This is a genomic window from Pseudomonas fluorescens, from assembly GCF_030344995.1.
Taxonomy (GTDB): domain Bacteria; phylum Pseudomonadota; class Gammaproteobacteria; order Pseudomonadales; family Pseudomonadaceae; genus Aquipseudomonas; species Aquipseudomonas fluorescens_BF.
This window is the reverse complement of sequence record NZ_CP128260.1, coordinates 6,255,132-6,274,388: the sequence shown is the minus strand read 5'-3', so window position 1 is coordinate 6,274,388 and position 19,257 is coordinate 6,255,132. Positions and strand designations below refer to the sequence as shown.

Genomic DNA, 19,257 nt, shown 5'->3' with positions numbered 1-19,257 from the left:
CGGCATAGCAGGTAGGATGTACGCCTATTTTGAGGGTGCCATCGTCAATGAAATTCAAGGATCTTCGGGATTTCGTGCAGCAGCTTGAGCAGCGCGGAGAGTTGAAACGCATCCAGATTCCCGTCTCGCCGGTGCTGGAAATGACCGAGGTGTGCGACCGCACGCTGCGGGCCAAGGGCCCGGCGCTGCTGTTCGAGAAGCCGACCGGTTACGACATCCCGGTGCTCGGCAACCTGTTCGGCACTCCCGAGCGGGTCGCCATGGGCATGGGCGCCGAGTCGGTCAGCGAACTGCGCGAAATCGGTAAGCTGCTGGCATTCCTCAAGGAACCTGAGCCACCGAAGGGCTTGAAAGACGCGTGGTCGAAGCTGCCGATCTTCCGCAAAATCATCGCGATGGCGCCGAAAGTCGTCAAAGACGCGCCGTGCCAGGAAGTGGTCATCGAAGGCGATGATGTCGATCTGGCGATGCTGCCGGTGCAGACCTGCTGGCCGGGCGACGTGGCGCCGCTGATCACCTGGGGGCTGACTGTCACCAAAGGCCCGAACAAGGACCGGCAGAACCTCGGCATCTACCGCCAGCAAGTGATCGGCCGCAACAAGGTCATCATGCGCTGGCTCAGCCATCGTGGTGGCGCGCTGGATTTCCGTGAGTGGTGCGAAAAGCATCCGGGTCAGCCGTTCCCGGTGTCCGTGGCCCTGGGCGCGGATCCTGCGACCATTCTCGGCGCGGTCACCCCGGTGCCGGACAGCCTTTCCGAATACGCTTTCGCCGGTCTGCTGCGCGACAGCCGCACGGAACTGGTGAAGTGCCGCGGCAACGACCTGCAAGTGCCGGCCACTGCCGAAATCATTCTTGAAGGCGTGATCCATCCGGGCGAGATGGCCGATGAAGGCCCGTACGGCGACCACACTGGTTATTACAACGAAGTCGACAGCTTTCCGGTGTTCACCGTCGAACGCATCACCCACCGGATCAAGCCGATCTACCACAGCACCTATACCGGCCGTCCGCCGGATGAGCCGGCGATTCTCGGCGTGGCGCTGAACGAAGTGTTCGTCCCGATCCTGCAAAAGCAGTTCCCTGAAATCACCGATTTCTACCTGCCGCCGGAAGGCTGCTCGTACCGCATGGCCGTGGTGACGATGAAGAAGTCGTATCCGGGCCATGCCAAGCGCGTGATGCTGGGTGTCTGGTCGTTTTTGCGACAGTTCATGTACACCAAGTTCGTTATCGTCACCGACGACGACATCGACGCGCGGGACTGGAACGACGTGATCTGGGCCATCACCACGCGCATGGACCCCAAGCGCGACACGGTGATGATCGACAACACGCCGATCGACTACCTCGACTTCGCCTCGCCGGTGTCGGGACTCGGCTCGAAGATGGGCCTGGACGCCACCCACAAGTGGCCGGGCGAAACCACTCGCGAGTGGGGCCGCGTCATCGTCAAGGATGACGCCGTCACCCAACGGATCGATGCCATCTGGAATCAGTTAGGAATAGATTGATGCGTGTAACCCTGCAGCCCTCCGGAGCGGTGCTCGAGATACAGCCCGGAGAGCGGATTCTCGATGGTGCGCGGCGCCTGGGCTACGAATGCCCGCAAAGCTGCCGCAACGGCAATTGCCATGTGTGTGCGGCGCTGCTGGTGGAAGGCCGGGTCGAACAGGCCGGCAAGGTGCACGACCACGGCGAGTTCTACACTTGCATAGCGGAGCCGCTGGAAGACTGCATCGTGCTGTGGGATGGCGTGCTCGCGCTGGGAGAACTGCCCGTGCGCAGCGTGTCGTGTCAGGTCATCGAATGCCGGGACGTCGGTGGCGATACCTTTCGTGTGCGCCTGCGGGCACCGGCCGGCAAGCCGCCGCGCTACCACGCTGGCCAGTACCTGATGATCGAGCGTGAGAACGGCGAGAAATCGGCGTTCTCCATGGCCTCGGCGCCCCACGGCGGGCGCGATCTGGAAATCCATGTGCTGGCGCGCGAATCCAGTGCGCTGAGCCTGATCGATCAGCTCAGGCGCAACCCGATGGTGCGGGTCGAACTGCCGTTCGGCGATACCCACCTGGCGGAACTGCCGGACGGGCCGCTGGTGCTGATCGCCGCTGGCACCGGCATGGGCCAGATCCACAGCCTGATCGAACATTGCCGGGCCAATGGCTTCAAGCATCCGGTGCATTTGTACTGGGGCGTGCGTCGTCCGGAAGATTTCTACGAAATCGAACATTGGGACGAATGGCTGAAGTTGCCCAATCTGTTCCTGCACAAGGTCGTCAGTGATCAGTGCGGTTGGGAAGGGCGCTGCGGCATGTTGCATGAAGCGGTTTGCGAGGATTTCCCCGATCTGAAACCGCTGCACGTCTACGCCAGCGGCTCGCCGGCCATGGTCTACGGCACGCTGGATGCGTTGGTCGAAGCAGGGATGGATGCCCATCAGATGCGTGCGGATGTGTTCGCTTACGCGCCCCGCTCGTAAGTTCGTTATAACTCTCCATATAGCCGATCGGTATTTATGTAATTGCATAAATGCCGGTAGGTTATATATCAATCAGGCAATCAATTAAGAACTGTGCCATGGCACTCAAATTGCCTTAAAACATATGTGCCTTATTGTTACAGCGGTGCGTTCTATTAAGTAATTCTTCACCCGCGGGGAGCTGAACGCTATTCGCCATGAGCGCCATTGAAAACGCTTTTCTGAACCTGGCTTACCCTCCGCGGCTCGATCTCGGGCCGCAGCTGACGCACGAACAACTTCTCGCTTCCATGCAATCGACCATGGCGCGCCACAAGGGCGGGCCGGTGTGGCTGTTCGCCTACGGTTCGCTGATCTGGCGGCCGGAATGCTCCGCCGTCGAACGGATGCGCGGGCGAGTGCATGGTTACCATCGAGGCTTGTACCTGTGGTCTCACGAGCATCGCGGCACGCCGGAAATGCCGGGTCTGGTCTTTGGTCTGGATCGCGGCGGTTCTTGCAGCGGCTTCGCCTACCGGTTGCCGGAAGACAATCTGGACAGCGCGCTGTATGCATTGTGGAAACGCGAGATGCCGTTCCCGTCCTATCGGCCACACTGGCTCAACTGCCGACTCGAAGATGGCAGTCAGGTACAGGCGTTGGGATTCGTATTGGAGCGACACCTGCCCAGCTATGCCGGCAACTTGCCAGATCATGTGCTGAGCCAGGTGTTCGAAAGCGCTTGCGGGCGTTACGGCACGACTCGCGATTATGTCGAGCAGACCGCCCACGCCCTGCGCAGCCACGCCATGCCAGACCGGAATCTGGAGGCGCGGCTCAAGCGCTGTAAGTCAAAAGCCGATCAGGCGACTGCTTCGCGGCTCTGACTGGCGACTTGCTTGTGCCACAGGGTCGGGGCCAGGAAGGCCATCGACAGCAGGCAAGCGCCCACCAGCAGCACGAAACCGCCATCCCAGCCGAAGTGGTCCACGGTGTAGCCCATCGCTGCACTGGCCGCGACCGAACCACCCAGATACCCGAACAGACCGGTGAAGCCTGCGGCAGTGCCGGCGGCTTTCTTCGGCGCCAGTTCCAGCGCCTGCAGGCCGATCAGCATCACCGGGCCGTAGATCAGGAAGCCGATCGAGAACAGCGCGATCATGTCGACGGTCGGGTTGCCGGCCGGGTTCAGCCAGTACACCAGGGTCGCGACGGTCACCAGTGCCATGAACACCATGCCGGTCAGGCCACGGTTGCCGCGGAAGATCTTGTCCGACATCCAGCCGCAGAGCAGCGTGCCCGGAATCCCCGCCCACTCGTAGAAGAAATAGGCCCACGAGGTTTTATCCACGGTGAAACCCTTGGCTTCCTTCAGGTAGGTCGGCGCCCAGTCCAGCACGCCGTAGCGCAGCAGGTAGACGAAGACGTTGGCCATGGCGATGTACCAGAGCATTTTGTTGCGCAGCACGTATTTGACGAAAATTTCCTTGGCGCTGAATTCGTCTTCGTGGCTGGCGTCGTAGCCTTCCGGGTAGTCGTTCTTGTACTTCTCGATCGGCGGCAGGCCGACCGACTGTGGGGTGTCGCGCATGGTCACGAAAGCGAACACCGCTACCGCCAGGGCGACGGCGGCCGGGACGTAGAACGCGGCGTGCCAATCGTTGAACAGGCCCATGCCGATCAGAAACAGCGGGCCGATCAGGCCGCCGCCGACGTTATGCGCCACGTTCCACACCGACACCACGCCGCCACGTTCCTTCTGCGACCACCAGTGCACCATCGTGCGTCCGCTCGGCGGCCAGCCCATGCCCTGGGCCCAGCCGTTGATGAACAGCAGGATGAACATCATGGTCACGCTGGAGGTTGCCCAAGGCGCGAAACCGAAAATGAACATCACCCCGGCCGATACCAGCAGGCCGAACGGCAGGAAGTAACGCGGGTTGGAGCGGTCGGACACCAGGCCCATGAGGAACTTGGACAGACCGTAGGCGATGGCGATGGCCGACATCGCCAGACCCAGATCGCCACGGCTGTAGCCTTCGTCGATCAGGTACGGCATGGCCAGCGAGAAGTTCTTGCGCAGCAGGTAGTAACCCGCATAGCCAAAGAAGATGCCGGCGAAGATCTGCCAACGCAGGCGTCGGTAGGTGCTGTCGATTTTTTCTTCAGGCAATGGAGCCTGATGTGCGGCAGGACGAAAGAAAGCAAACATTCAAGAGCTCCAGATTTCTTGTTTTGACTGCGGATGCGAATGTTACAGTTTCGTTACCGAAAATAGCACCGCTTCCCATCGGCAAAACAGCGGAAATGTTGGAAGTCGCGCGTTCCTTTATGAACATGTCGCTCAGATATAAGTGCGCGGCGTTGTGGGAAAGGTTACTTCCGCGGCTTCCTGCCGGGTTTCAGGGTTTTGTAAGGCGCAGATTTGGGAAATGTCCTGCGAACAACGCAGAAGGCACGGCGTTCTGTTTCGGGCCTTCGGGCTCTACCCTTTTGGGGGTGCCAATCGGGCACTCGTGCGGTGAAGGGGGGAGGGCTCATGCGGTGGTGTGTGTTGCTGATTTTGCTGATGGTATCGGGAGGTGCGTGGGCGTCAGAGGTGCTGCTGATTCCGGAAAACAACCCGAGGCCGGTCTATCCGCGGGGGCTTTTCAGGGCTGGAGTGGTCGGTGAAGTGGGCGCCGAGTTCACCGTCCATGCCGACGGTTCAGTCGACCGGATCAGCTTTGCGGCAAACAGCCATCCGGAGCTGATCGAAGCGGTCAGGGTCGCCGTCGAGCAATGGCGTTTCAAACCGTGGGCCGTCGAGGGCGACAGACCGGCACAGACGCGGGTCTTCGCACCGATGGTATTCAGGCTGGATATGGATCAACCCATTCACATCAACCGACAACTGAAAGCCTTGAAGTGCCGCACCTTGAACGAATACCTCGGCAACATTGCGGAACAGTCGTGGATCGATACCAAGGTGTTCGTTCACACCAGGGCCTACCTTTCCAATGTCTTCCACAAAGCGCAACTGCCGGACGAACAACGCCTGGCGAAGATCGCCAGGCTGAACAAGCGGATTCCGACGATTGTCAGGGGATGCCGGGACAGTCCGGTTCGGACTTACATGAGCCTGTTGCCGGAGGACATTCGCAGTCTGATGTAGGGCTGGAATGTTCTGAAGGGCGATCCGGAAGGTGCCTTCAATTCCGGATCGCTCGATCGGCTCAGCGCACTTGCACCACAACTTTCCCGACAGCCTTGCGCTGCCCGAGATCATTGATCGCCTGCGCGGCATTGCCCAGCGGATAGACCTGCGACACCAGCGGTTTCAGCTTGCCTTCGGCAAACCAACCGAACAGTTGCTGGAAGTTCGCCGCGTTGTCCTGCGGCTGGCGCTGGGCGAAGGAACCCCAGAACACGCCGAGTACCGCCGCGCCCTTGAGCAGGGCGAGGTTGACCGGCAGTTCGGGAATGCGGCCGCTGGCGAAACCGACCACCAGCAGGCGGCCGTTCCAGGCGATGGCGCGGATGGCCTGGTCGAACAGGTCGCCGCCGACCGGGTCGTAGATCACGTCGGCGCCCTGGCCGTCGGTCAGGCGCTTGATCTCGTCCTTGAGGCTGGTTTCGCTGTAGTTGATCAGTTCGTCGGCACCGGCAGCCTTGGCCACGGCGAGTTTTTCCGCGCTGCTGGCGGCGGCGATCACCCGGGCGCCCATGGCTTTGCCGATTTCCACGGCGGCCAGGCCAACGCCGCCGGAGGCGCCGAGAACCAGCAGGGTTTCACCCGGTTGCAGGTTGCCGCGCTGTTTAAGGGCGTGCATCGACGTGCCGTAGGTCATGCTGAAGGCGGCGGCGGTGTTGAAATCCATCGACGGCGGGATCGGCAGCACGTTATAGCCTGGCACCGCGACCTGTTCGGCGAAGCTGCCCCAGCCGGTCAGGGCCATGACCCGGTCGCCGACCTTCAGGTGACTGACCTTTTCACCCACCGCGCTGACCACGCCGGAGGCTTCGCCACCGGGGGAAAACGGGAAGGGCGGCTTGAACTGGTACTTGCCCTCGATGATCAGCGTGTCCGGGAAGTTGACCCCGGCGGCGTGCACGTCCAGCAGGATTTCGTTCTTCTTCGCGACAGGACTGGCGACGTCTTCCAGCACCAGCGATTCGGCAGGGCCGAAGGCTTTGCACAGCACGGCTTTCATCAGGGCTATTCCTTTGGGAGTGATGGCCGATAAGTGTAGGTGTGGCAGTCAACGGGTCAACGAGCATGCCCGGCCCTGATAGTCCGCCATAAGCTTGTGCTTGCGCGGCGGGTCGTTATGCTAGGCCGCAAACCGGATAAGGAGCGAATTGTGAAAGCGTGGATCATGTTGTTGCTGGCCCTGTCTCTGCCTGTGGCAGCGCTGGCCGAAGAAGCCAAAGAAGGCGAGGCGCCGAAGGTCAACTACATCACCCTGAGTCCGCCGTTCGTGGGCAACTACGGGCTCGATGGCACTCCGAAGCTCAAGGTCTACAAGGCCGATGTGGCACTGCGGGTGACCGGTGAAGAGGCGACCAAACTGGTCAAGGCCAACGAACCGCTGATCCGCAATCAGCTGGTGGCGCTGTTCACTCAGCAGACGACTGATGCGATGGGCAGCATCGAAGGCAAGGAAAAGCTGCGTCAGGAAGCCTTGAAGCAGACCCAGCAAGTGATGAATGACGAAACCGGCAAGCCGGTGGTTGAAGATCTGTTGTTCAACAACCTGATCATTCAGTAAGGCATTCGTTGTCCGGGCGGGCCTCATCGCGAGCAAGCTCGCTCCCACAGTGGTTTTGTGGTGCCACACATTTGTGTGATCGCCGCTGAACCCTGTGGGAGCGAGCTTGCTCGCGAAGGCATTTTGTCAGGCGACAAATGACTCAGGGTTTCAACGCGATCACCGCCGCCCACTGCTCGGCCGTCACCGGCATCACCGACAGTCGCGAACCCTTTTGTACCAGTGGCATCTCGGCCAACGCGCTCTGCTGTTTCAGATAATCCAGCTTCAAGACCCGGTTGAAAGTCTCCACGTGGGCGACATCAATCGCGCTCCAGGCATTTTTCTCCGGCGTGGCTTTCGGGTCGAAATAGTGGCTTTCCGGTTCCAGTGCGGTGGGATCCGGGTACGCGGCTTCGATGATTTTGCCGATCCCGGCAATGCCTGGCTCCGGGCAGCTGGAGTGATAGAAAAAGAACTCGTCCCCCGCCGCCATGGCCCGCAGGAAATTGCGTGCCTGGTAGTTGCGAACCCCGTCCCAGCGCGCTTTGCCGAGCTTTTCCAAACCCTTGATCGAGAGCTCGTCGGGCTCGGATTTCATCAGCCAGTAGGCCATGGTGTGTGCTCCTCAAGCGGTCATTGGGCAGGTTGTCCGGCAATTTTATGACAAACCGACGGTCGGTTGACGTCAGCATTTGCGCAGAGGTTCACGTTGTCGCAAAATGCCGGCCTTTAAAGCTTGACGCTGCTGCACGGCCTACGAATGGAAACCGCTGCTGTCATCGTGATGATGTGCCTTGAGGGGGGCAATCGATGAAACGCAAACCGGATTTGCTGTGGACTTTGGTAATTTTGTTCGGTCTGGGCGTCGTGACCACCGGTTATGCGCAAAGTCTGTGGGCCAACAAGGCCGATGCACCGATTGAAGTGGCGCAACAAGTACAACAGTCGACAGCCTTCAAACGCTGATACTGCCTTTTCGACGCCGCTGATCCGCGCGGCGTCTATCCCGCGAAATACCACGCCTTGTCGGTCACCGTTCCCTGCAACGGTACATCCCAGCTCGCTTGCGCGAGACGTTCGACCTTCTGACATTCATGGGCCAGGCCCAACAGCGTCGGCTTGCGCCAGTTCTGGCGTCGAGCCAGATACGCCAGGCTGCGGTCGTAGAATCCGCCGCCCATGCCCAGGCGTCCGCCGACATCGTCGAATCCCACCAGTGGCAACAACACCAGATCCAGTGCCCAGACCTTGCGCTGACGGGCCAGATTGGCGCGAGGCTCAAGGATGCGGAAACGGTTGGGTTTGAGTTTTTCGCCGGGGCGGATCTGCTGGAAGACCATTTTGGTCCGTGGCCAGGCACTGAGTACCGGCAGGTAGGTTTTCTTGCCCCGACGCTGGGCGGCGCGCAGCAACAGGCGCGGGTCGATTTCACCGTCGGTGGGCAGGTACAGGGAAATGTGTTTGGCCCGGCGAAAGTGCGGGTCTTGTGCCAGTTGCTTGTACAGGCCTTCGGCGGCCTGGCGTTGCTCGCTTCGCGTCAGCGAGCGGCGGGCCTTGCGCAGCAGGCGGCGCAGTTGGGGGCGGGGCAGCAACGCGGGTTCGGTCATGGTTCGGCTTCGGCAGGGTGGGACGAAAACGTACGCATAAAAAATCCGATGCCGGCATGCACCGGCATCGGATTCGAATCAGGCTCCCCGGATGAGCCGCTGTCGACTTAGCCCTTGAACCCGAGAGTTCAAGGTGGAGGATGCAGTAGGCTTTAAGGCTTTCCGTCTGGCGGACATGCACACCAGCCCAACGTGCAACCCCCAGGGTAGTGCAAATCGGCTCAGGGACATCGTCAACTGGCAAGCACCCCAGGGAGTGCGGCGAGTATAACTCAAGCGGCCTGGCGAATCAGCCCTTGCTGATGTCCGGATCGTCGGCCAGCACCAGATCGACACGATCGAGCAAGTCACGCACCTGTTCACGGGTCGAGCCGCTGGCCTGGATGTCCGGACGCTCTTCTTTGTGCAAGAGATCGTGGGTGATGTTCAACGCGGCCATCACGGCGATGCGGTCGGCGCCGATGACTTTGCCGCTGCTGCGGATCTCGCGCATCTTGCCGTCCAGGTAGCGGGCGGCGCTGATCAGATTGCTGCGCTCTTCCTGGGGACAGATGATCGAATACTCTTTGTCGAGGATCTGCACGGTAACGCTATTGCTTGAACTCATGAGTCTTGCTCCAGGGCCTTGAGGCGCGAAATCATCGATTCGACCTTACGCCGGGCGATTTCGTTTTTTTCAATGAGGTGCGCGCGTTCCTCGCGCCAGGTCTTTTCCTGAGCAAGTAAGAGTGCATTTTGACTCTTTAGTTGCTCGACTCGGGTAATCAGCAGTTCGAGTCTGGCCATCAGCGCTTGCAGGTCGGTGTCTTCCATTGTGTCCACTGATTCGGTCTGATGGGTTTGGCTGGCGGACAGCCTTTAATGGTCTTGGCGAGTCTGTCGATGTAGGATACAAGGCCTTCATTCTAGACATAGCGCCGTCTGGCGCCTAGCTGCCCATGCCCATTCAGAATTCTCCGTACCAAGGCTTTGCCACCCTGCTCAATTCCAGCGGTCATTCCGTTTCGCCTGCCGAACTGCACGGCCTGTTGCTGGGTCGCAGTTGCGCCGGCGCCGGCTTCAATGCCGAAGAATGGCTGATCGATGCTGCCGAGCTGCTCGAAAGCGAGCCGCAGGACAACGTCCGCAACGCGCTGATCGGTCTGCAGGAGATGGTCAAGAGCGAACTCACCGGCGACGATATCACCGTGGTTCTGCTGCTGCCGAACGATGACGCACCGCTGACCGAGCGCGCCGCCGCGCTGGGCGAGTGGTGCCAGGGCTTCCTCACCGGTTTCGGCCTGAACTGCCGCGACAGCAGCATGCTGAGCACCGAAGCTACGGAAGTGTTGCAGGATTTGGCAGCGATCTCCCAGGTGCAAGACGCACTGGAAGAATCCGAAGACGGCGAAAGCGACTATATGGAAGTCATGGAGTACCTGCGTGTAGCGCCGCTGCTGCTGTTCTCCGAAACCAAAAAGGCCGACGTGCCGCCAGCGGCCAAGCCGTCGCTGCACTGATCGCGTGCCAAGGAAAGCCATCTGCCCATGATCCATATCCCGAAAGCGGAATACGCCCGGCGCCGCAAGGCGCTGATGGCGCAGATGGAACCCAACAGCATCGCGATCCTGCCTGCCGCCGCGGTCGCCATTCGCAACCGCGACGTCGAGCATGTCTATCGCCAGGACAGCGACTTCCAGTACCTCAGCGGTTTCCCCGAGCCGCAAGCGGTCATCGTCCTGATGCCCGGTCGCGAACACGGCGAGTACGTGCTGTTCTGTCGTGAACGCAATGCCGAGCGCGAACTCTGGGACGGCCTGCGCGCCGGCCAGGAAGGCGCGATTCGCGACTTTGGCGCTGACGACGCCTTCCCCATCACCGACATCGACGACATCCTGCCGGGCCTGATCGAAGGCCGCGACCGGGTGTATTCGGCCATGGGCAGCAACCCGGAATTCGATCGCCACCTGATGGACTGGATCAACGTGATCCGCTCCAAGGCGCACCTCGGCGCCCAGCCGCCGAACGAATTCGTTGCCCTGGATCACCTGCTGCACGACATGCGCCTGTATAAATCGGCGGCAGAAGTGAAGGTGATGCGCGAAGCGGCGCGGATTTCCGCCCAGGCTCACATCCGGGCAATGCAGGCCAGCCGCGCCGGGCTGTACGAGTACAGCCTCGAAGCCGAGCTCGATTACGAGTTCCGCAAGGGCGGGGCGAAGATGCCGGCCTACGGCTCGATCGTCGCTGCCGGGCGCAACAGCTGCATCCTGCATTACCAGCAGAATGACGCGTTGCTCAAGGACGGTGACCTGGTCCTGATCGACGCCGGTTGCGAAATCGACTGCTACGCCAGCGACATCACCCGTACCTGGCCGGTCAACGGCAAGTTTTCCGCCGAGCAGAAAGCGATCTACGAACTGGTGCTGGCTTCGCAGGAAGCGGCATTCGCCGAAATCGCCCCGAACAAACACTGGAACCAGGCGCACGAAGCCACGGTTCGGATCATCACCACCGGGCTGGTGAAGCTGGGGCTGTTGCAGGGCGAAGTCGACGAGTTGATCTCTTCCGAGGCCTACAAGGCGTTTTACATGCACCGCGCCGGCCACTGGCTGGGGATGGATGTGCATGATGTCGGCGAATACAAGGTCGGCGGCGAATGGCGGGTGCTGGAAGTCGGCATGGCGCTGACCGTGGAGCCGGGCATCTACATCGCCCCGGACAATCAGAACGTAGCGAAGAAATGGCGCGGCATTGGCGTGCGCATCGAGGACGACGTGGTAGTGACCAAGAGCGGTTGTGAAATCCTGACCGGCGGCGTGCCGAAAACCGTCGCCGAGATCGAAGCCCTGATGGCGCAAGCACGGACCTGCGCGGCATGAGTCGGGTCAATCTGGCAATCATCGGCGGCGGTCTGGTCGGCGCCAGTCTGGCGTTGGCCTTGCAGGCCGGGGCCAAGGCTCGTGGCTGGAAGATCGTGCTGATCGAACCGTTCGCCCCCGGCGACAGCTGGCAGCCGAGCTACGACGCACGTTCGTCGGCGCTGTCCTTTGGCTCGCGACAGATTTATCAACGGCTGGGCGTATGGCAGGAAATCTCCCGCCGCGCCGAGCCGATCAAGCAGATTCACGTGTCCGACCGAGGACGTTTTTCCACCGCCCGACTGTCGGCGATGGAAGAGGGTGTCCCGGCGCTGGGTTACGTGGTGGAAAACGCCTGGCTCGGCCAGTGCTTGTGGCAGCACCTCGACAAAGACGTGATCAGCTGGCGCTGCCCGGCAGAAGTCACCCGCATGGAACCGTTGCCGGACGGCTATCGCCTGACCCTCAACGATGAAACCACGATTGAATGCGATCTGGCGGTGCTCGCCGATGGCGGCCGTTCCGGTCTGCGCGAGCAACTGGGCATCAACGTGCGCAAGCGCCCGTACAACCAGAGCGCGCTGATCGCCAACATCACTCCGAGCGAAGCACACAACGGAATGGCCTTCGAGCGCTTCACCGATGAAGGCCCGATGGCGTTGCTGCCGCTGCCGGAAAACCGCTGCGCGCTGGTCTGGACCCGTCTGGGTATGGACGCGCAACGGCTGGCGGACCTGAGCGAGCGTGATTTCCTCAGCGAGCTGCAAGGCGTGTTCGGCTACCGCCTCGGCACCCTGAAACAGGTTGGCGCGCGGCATCTGTACCCGCTGTCGCTGGTGGAAGCCGAAGAGCAGGTGCGCTCGCATCTGGCCGTGCTCGGCAACGCCGCCCACAGCCTGCATCCGATTGCCGGGCAGGGTTTCAACCTGTCCTTGCGCGATGCCGATGCGTTGGCCGCCGCGTTGCTGGCCAGCGACAAACCGCTGGGGGATTTCGCCACGCTGCAGGCCTATCGCGAGCGTCAGCGTCTCGATCAGGACCTCACCGTGGGTTTCTCCGATCAGGTGACGCGTCTGTTCGGCAGCACTAAGCCGCTGGTGTCGCTGGGGCGCAACATCGGCCTGCTCGGCCTCGATCTGCTGCCGCCGGCCAAACGCTGGTTCGCCCGTCAGGCCATGGGGCTGGGGACGCGGCCGGATGCGTGAGTGGCTGATCAAACAATTTGGCAAGGCGCGGCTGATGCGCTGGGTCATGACGTTCTACCCGCCGTACTTCGGCGCCGGTGTCCGGGTGCAGCACATCAGCGATGACTTTCGTGACATCCGGGTCTCGATGGGACTGGGCTGGTACAACCGCAATTACGTCGGCACCCAGTTCGGCGGCAGTCTGTATTCGATGGTCGATCCGTTCTTCATGTTGATGCTCATGGAAAACCTCGGCTCGAAGTACATCGTCTGGGACAAGGCCGCCGACATTGATTTCATCTCGCCGGGCAAAGGCCCGGTGTTCGCCCGGTTCAACATCGACGACACCCTGCTCGACGAGATCCGTCGGCAGACCGCCAGCGGCGAGAAATACCTGCCGCAGTTGCAGGTCGACATTCATGACGGCGCCGGCAATCTGGTGGCGCGGGTCGGTAAAACCCTTTACGTGCGGCTCAAGCCGCCAGCGAGACAGGCTTAAAGCATGGAAATGCGCGCGGATGTGCTGATTGTCGGAGCCGGAATGGTCGGCAGCGCCCTGGCGCTGGCGTTGCAGGGCAGCGGGCTGGAAGTCCTGCTGCTCGACGGCAGCCCGCTGAGCGTCAAACCCTTCGATGGCGACGCGCCGTTCGAGCCGCGAGTCAGTGCGCTGTCGGCGGCCAGTCAGCGGATCCTCGATCGCCTCGGCGTGTGGGACGGTATCGTCAATCGACGCAGCAGCCCTTACACCGACATGCACGTCTGGGACGGCAGCGGCACCGGGCAGATTCACTTCTCGGCCAGCAGCGTACACGCCGATGTGCTTGGCCACATTGTCGAAAACCGCGTGGTTCAGGATGCCTTGCTCGACCGTCTGCATGATTGCGATATGGGCCTGCTGTCCAACGCGCGGCTGGAGCAGATGCGCCGTTCCGGTGACGACTGGCTGCTGACCCTGGCCGATGGCCGCACCTTGCGCGCGCCGCTGGTGATCGCGGCGGATGGTGCCAATTCCGCCGTGCGCCGTCTGACCGGTGTCGCTACTCGCGAGTGGGATTACCTGCATCACGCCATCGTCACCAGCGTGCGCAGCAGCAAACCGCACCGCATGACCGCGTGGCAGCGTTTCACCGATCACGGGCCGCTGGCGTTTCTGCCGTTGGAGCGTGACGGTCAGCAGGACTGGTGCTCGATCGTCTGGTCGACCACACCGAGCGAAGCCGAACGGCTGATGGCGCTGGATGAAGCGGACTTCTGCCGTGAGCTGGAGCGCGCTTTCGAAGGTTGCCTCGGCGACGTCATCAGTGCCGACCCGCGTCTGTGCGTGCCGCTGCGCCAGCGTCACGCCAAGCGCTACGTGGCCGAGGGCCTGGCGTTGATCGGCGATGCCGCGCACACCATTCACCCGCTGGCGGGGCAGGGCGTGAACCTTGGTTTCCTGGACGCCGCTGTGCTGGCCGAAGTGCTGTTGCAAGCCAACGAACGCGGCGAACGCTTGGCGGACGTGAGAGTCCTGAGTCGCTACGAGCGCCGGCGCATGCCGCACAATCTGGCGCTGATGGCCGCGATGGAAGGTTTCGAGCGGTTGTTCCAGGCCGATCCGCTTCCGCTGCGCTGGCTGCGCAACACCGGCCTGAAAATCGTCGAGCAGATGCCCGAGGCCAAAGCGTTGTTCGTGCGCGAAGCATTGGGTCTGACCGGGGACTTGCCGGCCCTCGCCAAGGCCTGACGAATGTCGTGCAACATCTGGTAACTCCTTGGGAAAGTGTTCGATTGAGCTCGTAAATGTGAGTCCTTATCATTTGGGCCACTTTTCCCGACCGAGAGACCGCTCCCATGTTGGCATCCAAGCGTGTTCTGACCGCACTGGCCCTGACCCTGATCGGCAGCACTGCCGCCCAGGCCGCCGACGAGGTGGTGGTCTACTCCTCGCGTATCGATGAGCTGATCAAGCCGGTGTTCGATGCCTACACCGCCAAGACCGGGGTGAAGATCAAGTTCATCACCGACAAGGAAGCGCCGCTGATGCAGCGGATCAAGGCCGAGGGCGAGAACGCCACCGCCGACCTGCTGCTGACCGTCGATGCCGGCAACCTCTGGCAGGCCGAGCAGATGGGCATTCTCCAGCCGTTCACCTCGAAAACCATCGACGCCAACATTCCCCTGCAATATCGCTCGTCCACCCACGCCTGGACCGGCCTGAGCCTGCGCGCGCGAACCATCGCCTATTCCACCGAGCGCGTGAAACCAGGCGAACTGACCACCTACGAAGCATTGGCCGACAAAAACTGGGAAGGCCGCCTGTGCCTGCGCACGGCGAAGAAGGTCTACAACCAGTCGCTGACCGCCACCATGATCGAAGTCCACGGCGCCGAGAAGACCGAGAAAATCCTCAAGGGCTGGGTCAACAACCTGTCCACCGACGTGTTCTCCGATGACGTCGCGGTGCTGGAGGCGATCAACGCCGGCCAGTGCGACGTCGGCATCGTCAACACTTACTACTATGGCCGCCTGCACAAACAGAAGCCGGAACTGCCGGTGAAACTGTTCTGGCCGAACCAGGCGGATCGCGGGGTGCACGTCAACTTGTCGGGCATCGGTTTGACCAAGCATGCACCGCATCCGGAGGCGGCCAAGGCGCTGGTCGAATGGATGACCACGCCTGAAGCGCAGAAGATCTTTGCCGATGTGAACCAGGAATTCCCGGCGAATCCGGCGGTGAAGCCTTCGGAAGAAGTGGCGGCCTGGGGGGAGTTCGTGGCGGATACGCTGCCGGTTGAAGTGGCGGGCAAGCGTCAGGCTGAAGCGATCCGGATGATGGATCGGGCGGGTTGGAACTGAGTATGTTGCCGGCTGCGGTGTTCGCTTAAGATCGCCGCCCTCACCCCAGCCCTCTCCCGGGGGGAGAGGGAGCCGATTTGCGCCGAATTCGAATCCTGAGTTCGACGCGATATCTCAGGTCGATGTATAGCGAATGAACAACACGGTCAGTCCCCTCTCCCTCCGGGAGAGGGCTAGGGTGAGGGCAGCAATCCTGACCTGAAACAAAAAAATCAAGAACACCTACATCCCTCCAGAGTTCTAAAAGTGGCCCACCCCGCCCAACGCCGCTGGTACCCCATCGTCTTCGCCATCGCCGCGTTGGTGCTGCTCCCCCTCAGCGTCCTCCTGCTCTCATGGCAAACCATCGATCACCAGATCTGGTCGCACCTGTGGGAAACCCAGATGCCACGCCTGCTGGGCAACACCCTGACGCTGGTCCTCGGCGTAGGTGTCGGCGTGACACTGATCGGCGTGAGCCTCGCCTGGCTCACCAGCCTCTGCGAATTCCCCGGGCGACGCTGGCTCGACTGGGCGTTGATGCTGCCGTTCGCCATCCCGGCCTACGTGCTGGCGTTCGTCTTCGTCGGCCTGCTGGATTTCGCAGGCCCCGTGCAAACCCTGCTGCGCGAATGGTTCGGCACCGGCCTGCGACTGCCGCGAGTGCGCTCCACCGGTGGCGTGATTCTGGTGCTGGTGCTGGTGTTTTATCCCTACGTCTACCTGCTGGCGCGCACTGCGTTTCTTGCGCAGGGCAAAGGATTGATGGAAGCCGCACGAGTGCTCGGCCAGTCACCCTGGCAGGCATTCTGGCGTGTGGCATTGCCGATGGCGCGGCCGGCCATCGGTGCTGGCGTGGCGCTGGCACTGATGGAAACCCTGGCGGATTTCGGTGCGGTGTCGGTGTTCAACTTCGACACCTTCACCACCGCGATCTACAAGACCTGGTATGGCTTCTTCAGCCTGCCAAGCGCCGCGCAACTGGCCAGCCTGTTGTTGCTGGTGGTGATGCTGGTGCTGTACGGCGAGCGCCGTGCCCGTGGCGCCAATCGGGCAAGCAACGAGAGACCACGGGTCAAGGCGCTGTATCACTTGCGCGGGCCAAAGGCCTGGGCGGCGAGCGGCTGGTGCGGTCTGGTGTTCGCCTGCGCGTTTGTCATTCCGGTGCTGCAACTGGTGGTGTGGTTCTGGCAGCGCGGGCGATTCGATCTGGATGAGCGCTACGCCGGGCTGATTCTGCACACCCTGTATCTGGGCGGCATGGCAGCGCTGATCACGGTCAGCGTGGCGATGTTGCTGGCGTTCGCCCGGCGTCTGGCGCCGACCCGGACGATCAACTCCGCAGTCGGTCTGGCCAATCTCGGCTATGCGTTGCCGGGCTCGGTGCTGGCGGTGTCGATCATGCTGGCGTTCAGTTATCTGGATCGGGAGCTGGTGATTCCGCTGTCCGGCTGGCTCGGCGGTGCGGGCAAACCGTTGCTGCTGGGCAGTCTGGCCGCGTTGCTGCTGGCGTATCTGGTGCGGTTCGTGGCGGTGGCTTACGGGCCACTGGAAAGCAGTCTGGCGCGTATACGGCCCTCTTTACCTGAAGCGGCACGTAGCCTGGGTGTCAGTGGGCCGCGACTGTTTTTCAAAGTGTATCTGCCGTTGTTGCTGCCCGGTACGCTCAGCGCGGCGTTGCTGGTGTTCGTCGATGTGCTCAAGGAAATGCCCGCGACCCTGCTGATGCGCCCGTTTGGCTGGGACACGCTGGCGGTGCGGGTCTTTGAAATGACCAGCGAAGGCGAATGGGCGAGGGCATCGCTGCCGGCATTGACGCTGGTGTTGGTCGGTCTGTTACCGGTCATCGGTTTGATCCGACGCTCGGCGCACAGAAACACTTAGTCGTCAGTCCTGAATCATGCGGCTACAATGCGCGGCATTCGGTGCGGTCCGTCTGACAGACCCTGTCGCTGAAATCGGCTGAAAGCCCTTTTTTACAGGGCTTTCCGATCCGTGCAGCAGCGCTCCGCACCTTCGCCACGCCCGGAAGGAGAAACCCATGGGACAGCGTACGCCTCTGTATGACCTGCATCTCGCCCTCGGCGCGAAGATGGTCGATTTTGGCGGTTGGGACATGCCCCTGCATTACGGCTCGCAGGTCGAGGAGCACCACGAGGTGCGCCGCGATTGCGGGGTGTTCGATGTTTCCCACATGACCGTGATCGATGTCAGCGGCCCCCAGGCCAAGGCCTGGCTCCAGCATTTGCTGGCCAATGACGTCGAACGCCTGCACAGCCCCGGCCGTGCGTTGTACAGCACCATGCTCAACGAGCGCGGCGGTATCGTCGATGACATGATCGTCTATCGCCTCGAAGACGGTTATCGTCTGGTGGTCAACGCCTCCACCCGCGATCAGGACCTGGCCTGGATGCAGGCACAGCTGGGCAGCTTCGATGTGCAAATGCACGAACGCTCCGAGCTGGCGATGCTCGCCATTCAAGGCCCCCATGCCCGGCACAAGATTGCCGAGCTGGTGACCCAGTCCCGCGCCAACCTGATCCAGATGCTCAAGCCTTTCGAAGGTCACGTCGACGGCGACTGGTTCATCGCGCGCACCGGCTACACCGGTGAGGACGGTCTGGAAATCGCCCTGCCGGCCGATCAGGCCCCCGGATTTTTCAACGATCTGGTGGGCGCCGGCATTTCCCCCATCGGCCTCGGCGCCCGCGACACGCTGCGGGTTGAGGCCGGCATGAACCTTTACGGTCAGGACATCCACCAGGACGTTTCGCCTCTGGCCTCGAACATGGCCTGGAGCATCGCCTGGGAGCCGACCACGCGCCGGTTCATCGGTCGCGACGCGCTGGAGGCGGAAAAAACCGCTGGTGTGCAGCACAAACTGGTCGGCCTGGTACTTGAGGAACGCGGAGTTTTGCGGGCCCATCAGGTGGTTCGTATCGCTGATGTTGGCGAAGGGGAGATCACCAGTGGTAGTTTCTCTCCTACGCTTAGCAAGTCGATTGCCCTGGCACGTGTACCGATGGCGACTGCCGACCGCGCCGAAGTGGAAATCCGTGGCAAGTGGTATCCGGTACGAGTGGTCAAACCGACCTTCGTCCGTCACGGCAAAACCTTGATCTAAACCTTTTCCGGCGGGCACGACCGCTGACAATTTCTTGAGGACACCGAGCATGAGCACCATCCCAGCTGAACTGCGTTTTGCCGAAAGTCATGAATGGGCGCGCCTGGAAGCAGACGGCACCGTCACCGTGGGCATCAGCGATCACGCCCAGGAAGCGTTGGGTGATGTGGTGTTTGTCGAGCTGGCAGAAGTCGGCAAGGTGTTTGCCGCCGGTGATGCCGCCGGTGTCGTCGAGTCGGTGAAGGCTGCTTCCGACATCTATTCCCCGGTGGGTGGCGAAGTGATTGCCGTCAACGAAGATCTGGCCGGTTCGCCGGAAGAGCTGAACAACGACCCGTACGCCGCGTGGATCTTCAAGCTCAAGCCAAGCGACAAGGCCGAGCTGGACAAGCTGCTCGACGCTGCCGCCTACAAGGCTGCCATCGGCGAATAAGCTGCAGGCGAGACCCCAAAGCCCCGACCCGTCGGGGCTTTTTTCTGCCCGGGACTTT

Annotated in this window: 21 protein-coding genes and 1 other RNA gene; 15 read left to right on the top strand and 7 right to left on the bottom strand. The window is 61.7% G+C overall.

The window, feature by feature from the left end:
- Positions 1-47 precede the first annotated feature (47 nt).
- The 3 genes from ubiD (at position 48) to QR290_RS28320 (ending at position 3,348) form a co-directional block, all read left to right on the top strand.
- Entirely contained in the window at positions 48-1,514 is a 1,467-nt protein-coding gene (ubiD, locus tag QR290_RS28330; protein ID WP_289204039.1) for a 4-hydroxy-3-polyprenylbenzoate decarboxylase, read from the top strand.
- Positions 1,514-2,482, top strand: a complete 969-nt coding sequence (locus QR290_RS28325) for a CDP-6-deoxy-delta-3,4-glucoseen reductase (protein ID WP_115079611.1) — start codon at positions 1,514-1,516, stop codon at positions 2,480-2,482. The genes ubiD and QR290_RS28325 overlap by 1 nt, the downstream gene beginning before the upstream one ends.
- 197 nt (positions 2,483-2,679) lie before the next feature.
- Positions 2,680-3,348 carry a gamma-glutamylcyclotransferase gene (locus QR290_RS28320; protein ID WP_085606027.1) on the top strand — a complete coding sequence of 223 codons (669 nt, stop codon included), beginning with the start codon at positions 2,680-2,682 and terminating at the stop codon, positions 3,346-3,348.
- Here the strand turns inward: QR290_RS28320 and glpT are convergent.
- Positions 3,324-4,673 carry a glycerol-3-phosphate transporter gene (glpT, locus tag QR290_RS28315; RefSeq protein WP_007951819.1) on the bottom strand — a complete coding sequence of 450 codons (1,350 nt, stop codon included), beginning with the start codon at positions 4,671-4,673 and terminating at the stop codon, positions 3,324-3,326. The genes QR290_RS28320 and glpT overlap by 25 nt on opposite strands.
- 327 nt (positions 4,674-5,000) lie before the next feature.
- On the opposite strand from glpT, the gene QR290_RS28310 reads away from it, so the two are divergent.
- Positions 5,001-5,615, top strand: coding sequence for an energy transducer TonB (locus tag QR290_RS28310; protein WP_289204038.1), 615 nt, complete (start codon positions 5,001-5,003; stop codon positions 5,613-5,615).
- Positions 5,616-5,676: 61 nt separating this feature from the next.
- On the opposite strand, the gene QR290_RS28305 is transcribed toward QR290_RS28310, so the two are convergent.
- Positions 5,677-6,654 (bottom strand): NADPH:quinone oxidoreductase family protein, encoded by a 978-nt coding sequence (locus QR290_RS28305; protein ID WP_085746752.1) that lies wholly within the window; start codon positions 6,652-6,654, stop codon positions 5,677-5,679.
- A gap of 150 nt (positions 6,655-6,804) precedes the next feature.
- Between QR290_RS28305 and QR290_RS28300 the strand changes: the two genes are divergently transcribed.
- Positions 6,805-7,212, top strand: a complete 408-nt coding sequence (locus QR290_RS28300; RefSeq protein ID WP_007951814.1) for a flagellar basal body-associated protein FliL — start codon at positions 6,805-6,807, stop codon at positions 7,210-7,212.
- A 142-nt stretch (positions 7,213-7,354) separates the two neighbouring features.
- On the opposite strand, the gene QR290_RS28295 is transcribed toward QR290_RS28300, so the two are convergent.
- Positions 7,355-7,807 (bottom strand): EVE domain-containing protein, encoded by a 453-nt coding sequence (locus QR290_RS28295; protein WP_289204037.1) that lies wholly within the window; start codon positions 7,805-7,807, stop codon positions 7,355-7,357.
- A gap of 197 nt (positions 7,808-8,004) precedes the next feature.
- Here QR290_RS28295 and QR290_RS28290 point away from each other — a divergent pair, with 197 nt between their 5' ends.
- Positions 8,005-8,160, top strand: a complete 156-nt coding sequence (locus QR290_RS28290) for a hypothetical protein (protein WP_007911192.1) — start codon at positions 8,005-8,007, stop codon at positions 8,158-8,160.
- Between the two features lie 35 nt (positions 8,161-8,195).
- On the opposite strand, the gene QR290_RS28285 is transcribed toward QR290_RS28290, so the two are convergent.
- From QR290_RS28285 to QR290_RS28270, 4 genes are all read right to left on the bottom strand, one after another.
- Positions 8,196-8,801: a 5-formyltetrahydrofolate cyclo-ligase gene (locus tag QR290_RS28285; RefSeq protein ID WP_007951812.1), complete on the bottom strand. Its 606-nt coding sequence runs from the start codon at positions 8,799-8,801 to the stop codon at positions 8,196-8,198.
- Between the two features lie 80 nt (positions 8,802-8,881).
- A non-coding RNA gene (ssrS, locus tag QR290_RS28280) (6S RNA) lies at positions 8,882-9,060 on the bottom strand.
- A gap of 30 nt (positions 9,061-9,090) precedes the next feature.
- On the bottom strand, positions 9,091-9,408 hold the full coding sequence (locus QR290_RS28275) for a cell division protein ZapA (protein WP_007951811.1): 318 nt from the start codon (positions 9,406-9,408) through the stop codon (positions 9,091-9,093).
- On the bottom strand, positions 9,405-9,614 hold the full coding sequence (locus QR290_RS28270; protein WP_007940359.1) for a TIGR02449 family protein: 210 nt from the start codon (positions 9,612-9,614) through the stop codon (positions 9,405-9,407). Before QR290_RS28270 ends, QR290_RS28275 begins: the two co-directional genes overlap by 4 nt.
- Positions 9,615-9,739: 125 nt before the next feature.
- Between QR290_RS28270 and QR290_RS28265 the strand changes: the two genes are divergently transcribed.
- From QR290_RS28265 to gcvH, 9 genes are all read left to right on the top strand, one after another.
- Positions 9,740-10,300, top strand: coding sequence for a YecA family protein (locus tag QR290_RS28265; RefSeq protein WP_085696902.1), 561 nt, complete (start codon positions 9,740-9,742; stop codon positions 10,298-10,300).
- A gap of 27 nt (positions 10,301-10,327) precedes the next feature.
- Positions 10,328-11,662 (top strand): Xaa-Pro aminopeptidase, encoded by a 1,335-nt coding sequence (gene pepP / locus QR290_RS28260; protein WP_115079608.1) that lies wholly within the window; start codon positions 10,328-10,330, stop codon positions 11,660-11,662.
- Complete coding sequence (ubiH, locus tag QR290_RS28255) at positions 11,659-12,846, top strand: 2-octaprenyl-6-methoxyphenyl hydroxylase (RefSeq protein ID WP_289204036.1); 1,188 nt, start codon at positions 11,659-11,661, stop codon at positions 12,844-12,846. The genes pepP and ubiH overlap by 4 nt, the downstream gene beginning before the upstream one ends.
- Positions 12,839-13,324 (top strand): DUF4442 domain-containing protein, encoded by a 486-nt coding sequence (locus tag QR290_RS28250; RefSeq protein WP_289204035.1) that lies wholly within the window; start codon positions 12,839-12,841, stop codon positions 13,322-13,324. The genes ubiH and QR290_RS28250 overlap by 8 nt, the downstream gene beginning before the upstream one ends.
- A 9-nt stretch (positions 13,325-13,333) precedes the next feature.
- Positions 13,334-14,551 (top strand): 2-octaprenyl-3-methyl-6-methoxy-1,4-benzoquinol hydroxylase, encoded by a 1,218-nt coding sequence (locus QR290_RS28245; RefSeq protein ID WP_289205332.1) that lies wholly within the window; start codon positions 13,334-13,336, stop codon positions 14,549-14,551.
- Between the two features lie 107 nt (positions 14,552-14,658).
- Positions 14,659-15,663 carry an extracellular solute-binding protein gene (locus QR290_RS28240; RefSeq protein WP_115079604.1) on the top strand — a complete coding sequence of 335 codons (1,005 nt, stop codon included), beginning with the start codon at positions 14,659-14,661 and terminating at the stop codon, positions 15,661-15,663.
- Between the two features lie 246 nt (positions 15,664-15,909).
- Entirely contained in the window at positions 15,910-17,526 is a 1,617-nt protein-coding gene (locus QR290_RS28235; RefSeq protein ID WP_115079603.1) for an ABC transporter permease, read from the top strand.
- 157 nt (positions 17,527-17,683) lie between these two features.
- On the top strand, positions 17,684-18,766 hold the full coding sequence (gcvT, locus tag QR290_RS28230) for a glycine cleavage system aminomethyltransferase GcvT (protein WP_289204034.1): 1,083 nt from the start codon (positions 17,684-17,686) through the stop codon (positions 18,764-18,766).
- Between the two features lie 49 nt (positions 18,767-18,815).
- Positions 18,816-19,199, top strand: coding sequence for a glycine cleavage system protein GcvH (gcvH, locus tag QR290_RS28225; RefSeq protein ID WP_289204033.1), 384 nt, complete (start codon positions 18,816-18,818; stop codon positions 19,197-19,199).
- Positions 19,200-19,257 lie beyond the last annotated feature (58 nt).